Genomic DNA, 5,040 nt, shown 5'->3' on the forward strand with positions numbered 1-5,040 from the left:
GTTGCGCCGGCGGCGTTTCCGTCGCCGATGTCATCGCCAAGGGCTTCGAACGCTGGGGTCGTCGCCTTGCTGCGCGCCTCGATGGCCAATTCGCATTGGCGGTCGCCGATCGCCGGGGAGGCGAGGCCCTGCTCGCCCACGATGCCCTCGGCGTGGTCCCCCTCTACTGGAGCCTCGAGGTCGGCCGCTTGCGCTTCGCGACCAGGGTGCGCGACCTGGTCGATGACGAGGCCCGCAATTCCATCAATCTGAAGGAGGTCCGGCGCTATCTTCTCGACGGCGGCCCGGGCGCCGAGGACACGGTCTACAGGTCGATCGGCCGACTGGAGACGGGAACCAGCTTATGGATAAGCAAGGGATCCGCGTCGCGACAGAGTGATTGGGATCCAAGGGGCGTCGAGCCAGTTGTCTACGGGAGCCCTGAGCAATATGTCGACCATTTCCTCAGCCTCGTGCGCGAGTCCGTCAAAGGCGCGCTGCGCGATCGTCCGTCAGCCTGGCTCGGCCTTTCTGGCGGACTGGACTCCAACACCCTCCTACCGCCCGCGCTCGATGCTTGTCCCGGATTGAAAGCATTTTCGATCATCGCTCCGCAGTGGCCCGATGCGGACGAGTCGCCGTGGATCAAGCGGATTGTCGAGCGCCGGGGCCTCGTCTGGCAGGCCATCAACGCCGCGGACGTTCTTCCGTTCGGCGAGTTGCCGCAGCGCTTTTGCGGCGCGCCCGACAGCGCGGTCATCCACCAACGCGTGAACGCCGCGCTTGCTGGGCTGATCGGAACGGACATCGAAATCACCGGCAACGGCGGCGACAGCTTCATGGGCGCCGAAATGGGGCCTGCGCCTTCTCATCTGGCGGACCCGCTGTTTGCCGGCGATCTGGCGGGCGCAATCGGGCCCGTGCGACATTGGATGCGCGAGTCGAGGCCGCGCCGCCCGCTTGCCTACTGGCTGACCCATGGCCTCTTATTGCCGGCGCTTCGTCATGTCCGGCGCAGCAGCGTGCGTCCTCCCCCTTACCATTTGCATCCCTCCTGGCTGCTCTGCGGCAGACGGCCGCTTCGCCGCTCCCGTCCGCGCCAGCCGAAGGCCGCGGCCCCCCACTGCAAAACCCCCGGCCACCAGGCCATCCTGGACGATCTCTGGCAATGCGCGGAGGACCAGAATGCGTCGGACGGCCTGTACGCATGCCGCTATCCCCTGTTCCATCGCCCGCTGTTCGAATTCCTGTGGGCGATCCCTTGGTCCCAGAAACACCTGCCCTTGTGCGACCGCTACCTGCAGAGAAGGGCGCTCAAGGGACTGATCGACGACGACATCCGAACGCGGATCGGGTTTGGAACGGGAACCCGCAGTTTCGTGGAAGGGCTGCGCCGATCGAAGCCGTGGCAAGATTACCTTTGTGACTCGCCTCGCCTCGCGGCGCTCGGACTGGTCGACGCGGATGGATGGCGCCACGCAATTCAGGAAGCCTGCGCCGGGAAGACCGGCGCTGAAGCCCTACTGCTCCGAGCGATGACCGTTGAAGTTTGGCTGAAGCAGCTCTCTGATTTCAGGCCCGCCTCATCGTTCTCATAGCCGGGATAGTCTCACGATCTCAAAAAGGGAGGGTCGCATGCTCGACGTCAGACAGGTCACCCGCGAGGAGGCCGGACGAATGATCCGCGCCGCATACCGGCGGAACCCGTCGCATCGGGAGACGGGTCGGAGACTGGCGCGTTACCTCTTCGTCGAAGATGCGCTCGAGGAGCAGGTGGAACAGTTCAAGCCGCTCTTGGATGCTTCGGCGCCGGACCCGGAATGCCTGCATTATCTTGGCTTGGCGGCCTTCGCGATGGGCGATAGCGGACTTGCCGAGCGGGCGTTCGAGCGCGCCGTCGCCGTCGGAAATGCGGAGAGCAGGGGACCATGGGCGCGCGTCCTGCACGAGTCGCAGAAGACGTCGGAGGCTTATGCGATTGCGCGCGAGACCTTGGAGCAGAACCCTGAGGACGATTGGTCCGGGCTCGTCGTCTTCAAGACTTTGTTGGTCAGAAAGCGTCAGACGGAATTGTGGGATTTGTGCGGGCGCCTACGAGCCGGCGGACGATGGACTCCGCGGATGGCGTCGGCCTTGGCGCTGGCCGCCCGCACGCCAGATGAGCTCGCATTCGTGCAGCGGATGACCGACAAAGAGATCTGGGTCGAGCACAGATCGCTTGGGCTCGAGCCAAGTTGGATGCGCGAGCTCGCCGGGAGCTTGAGCGCGTCGGACCGTTGGACCGGCCTGCCGAGAGCGAAGGCGACCGTCGGGAGCGGCAGGCGCATCGAGGTCGCCCACATTGTGGCCGGCAATGTCTGGCTCGATGCAATCTTTCAGCACATTCAGGCGGCCATTGCGGACTATGTCGAGAAGCGGGCGGACCTGTTGGCCCTGCCGCCTGACGATCAGCCGATGGCCGCGATGAAACCGGATCAGGCAAGACTGGTTAGCTGGGTCGTGTCCGTGCACGGGGTCGGCCATGAGGATTGGCATATCCACCCCGATGGGTGGCTAAGCGGCGTCTTCTATGTCGAGATGCCGGACCTCTCGGAGAGCGACGCGCCCCACGCCGGACAAATCGAATTCGGACCGCTCCCGCTGGGCGCCCCCGGTCCCGTCGCCGCATGGCCCGGATTCAGGCTTCAGCCGCGCGCCGGCGATCTGATCCTGTTCCCATCCTATTTCGCCCACCGCACGTGGCCGACACATCTCGCGAAGGACCGCGTCTGCATCGCCTTCGACGTGTTGCGGCGAGGCTTCGAGGACGCTTCGGCGGCCGCCGCCCCTCAACCCCCGCCAGCAAGAATCGGCCTCGACCAACGCATCGCCCGCGACGGCCGCGCTATCTCCGTTCCCGACGACCGGGGTTGGCGGCTCGTGATGAACGTGGACAGCGGCGATTGCGTCGCCATGGATGACGCCGGCGCGCTGATCTGGTCCCTGCTCGAGACGCCGCGCACGGCAAGGGAAATGGTCAGTCTTATCGTAAGAGACTTCGAAGGCGGCGAGGCTGAGATTCAAAAAGACGTATCCGACGCGCTGGACCATATGGTCAAATGCGGGGTGGCTGCGGTCGCGTGAAAGCCTTTGCCGATTTTCGTCGCCTACACCGGGGCGAGCCGATGGTGGCGTGCGGGCTCGGGGAGTCGCTCACTTCGCTGCGCGCGCCGCCCTCCTGCTCGAGCATCGGCGTGAATGACATTGGCCGCGCCTTCGACCCGACCTACCTCGTTTGCATGGACGCGCTCGAAGCCTTTCCGCCCGATCGCCGCCGGTTCATCGAAGGCTCCGGATCGCGGTTCATCTTCACCGACGCCGACACGGGAATTTCCGGCGCCCACGTCGTTTCGTGCCCGCTTACTTTCTCGGAAACCGCGCGAGCGGCCGACGAGAGCGGCCTCTACCACCGTGGCGCGCCGCTAACCTCGACCTATCTGGCGCTCGGGCTGGCGGGTTTCATGGGCGCAAACCCGATCGGCCTGATCGGCGTCGACTTCCGCGGCGGCTATTTTTTCGACTCCAGCGCTTCTCATAACCTCAATGCGTGCGCCGAAGCGCTCGATCGCATGTTCCTCGAGCTCAGTCGCGAACTTGCGACGGAGGGCGTCCAGGTGGTCAATCTCAGCGACAGGAGCGCGCTGCAGGGCCTTCCGCATATGAGTCTCGACGACTTTCCGGGCCTTTCTCCTTGAGCCCGCTCATCCGCGTCATCATCCCTGCATTTAACCGCAGCGGCTGCGTAGGCGAGGCGCTGGCTTCCGTTCTCGACCAGACGTTTGCCGATTTCGAAATTGTCGTGGCGGACGACGGGTCGACCGACGACACCGCGCGGGTCGTCGAGGACTTCCGCGCGAGGGATGCGCGCATCCGCCTCATCCCTCTCCGCCATCAGGGCGCCGCCGCCGCCCGCAACGCGGCAATCGAGGCGCCGGGCGACTATGAGCTTGTCGCCTTTCTCGATTCGGACGACCTCTGGGCGCCTGCGCATCTTGCGCGCGCCATCGAAGCGCTCGCGGCCGGCCCCGAGACGAGCGTCTATTTCTCGGCCGTGGAGTTCGAGGACATCGCCAGCGTCTGGTCGGCTGAGCGGCTCGAGGCGGCGATTCGGGGGCAATCCGCTCCTGTGGCTGCGGCGAACAGGTCGCTTGGAGGCGGCTTCCATCTCCTGGACGCCGAGACCTGCCGAAGAGCCTTCGTCATGAGCGAGTTTGTTCCCATGACGCCCAGCGTCGTCCTACGCCGCGACGCCGTTCGCAGAACGCCGTGGTTCAGTCCGGTTCTTACGATTATGGAAGACTGCGACCTCTTCCTGTTCGTCGCGGCCGCCGGCCAGTCTTTCGTGTTCGACGAGCGGATCGGCGTCAGGGTGCGCCGGTTCGGGGACAACCTGACCGGGGCAGGCGTGTCACGCGACGCCCTCGAGCGGTGGCTGAAATCCGTGCTCATCTACCACAACGGCAAGGCGCCGTTGTGCCGTTCGGACAGCGAACGGGCCTACGTTTCCACCGAGATCGCTATCAGCGAACGCGAACTCGACCGATTTTACGCGGCGCGATGAGACCGGCGAGACGCGTCGCGCCATGGCGAACGACGTGAAGGACGGGAGCTCGGACCCCATCCCGGACACGAGAACGAATCGGCCGGTGAACGCCGCCGCCTTGGCGGCGTCGACGACGTTCACCAGGCCCTCATATGTCACCGCGAAGAAGATCGCGCAACACGCGCCAAGGCGCGCGGCCGAGAGCGAGCTGGGGTCAGTGACGTCGCCCGCGCGGATCTCGGCCGCAGCCGGAAGCAGACCGCGCGCCTTCACCGGATCACGGGCGACGCCCAAGACCGGTGCCCCTCGTTCCGCGAGCTGGCGGGCAATCTGCAGCCCGGTTCCGCGGGTGCAGCCGACAACGCAGTAGGGAGTCGTCATGCCGTTCTCACCGCAACCTTAACCGGATGGCTCATAGTGGAGATGGAGGATCTGCCGAAGAGCCTTGCCCAGCACGTCTTTATCCGACATCCGCCAAA

Annotated in this window: 4 protein-coding genes and 1 pseudogene; 4 read left to right on the forward strand and 1 reads right to left on the reverse strand. The window is 65.4% G+C overall.

What is annotated here, in order from left to right; translation table 11 throughout:
• The 4 genes from ACLP25_RS12060 to ACLP25_RS12075 all read left to right on the forward strand — a co-directional run.
• Positions 1-1,577, forward strand: a 1,577-nt coding sequence (locus ACLP25_RS12060) for an asparagine synthase-related protein (RefSeq protein ID WP_442469436.1), incomplete at its 5' end; no start/stop codon positions are given.
• 37 nt (positions 1,578-1,614) lie between these two features.
• On the forward strand, positions 1,615-3,102 hold the full coding sequence (locus ACLP25_RS12065; RefSeq protein WP_442469437.1) for a PqqD family peptide modification chaperone: 1,488 nt from the start codon (positions 1,615-1,617) through the stop codon (positions 3,100-3,102).
• 110 nt (positions 3,103-3,212) lie between these two features.
• Positions 3,213-3,713, forward strand: coding sequence for a hypothetical protein (locus ACLP25_RS12070; RefSeq protein ID WP_442469438.1), 501 nt, complete (start codon positions 3,213-3,215; stop codon positions 3,711-3,713).
• Complete coding sequence (locus ACLP25_RS12075; RefSeq protein WP_442469439.1) at positions 3,710-4,579, forward strand: glycosyltransferase family 2 protein; 870 nt, start codon at positions 3,710-3,712, stop codon at positions 4,577-4,579. Before ACLP25_RS12070 ends, ACLP25_RS12075 begins: the two co-directional genes overlap by 4 nt.
• Before the next feature lie 60 nt (positions 4,580-4,639).
• Here ACLP25_RS12075 and ACLP25_RS12080 read toward each other — a convergent pair.
• A pseudogene (locus ACLP25_RS12080) lies at positions 4,640-4,942 on the reverse strand (NAD(P)H-binding protein); the annotation flags it as partial.
• Positions 4,943-5,040: the final 98 nt, after the last annotated feature.

It is taken from the genome of Roseiarcus sp., assembly GCF_052145395.1.
Classification (GTDB): Bacteria; Pseudomonadota; Alphaproteobacteria; order Rhizobiales; family Beijerinckiaceae; genus Roseiarcus.

Excerpts from the sequence above, each read along its gene's own strand:
- ACLP25_RS12065 (WP_442469437.1), top strand. The coding sequence starts at position 1,615 with ATGCTCGACGTCAGACAGGTCACCCGCGAGGAGGCCGGACGAATGATC.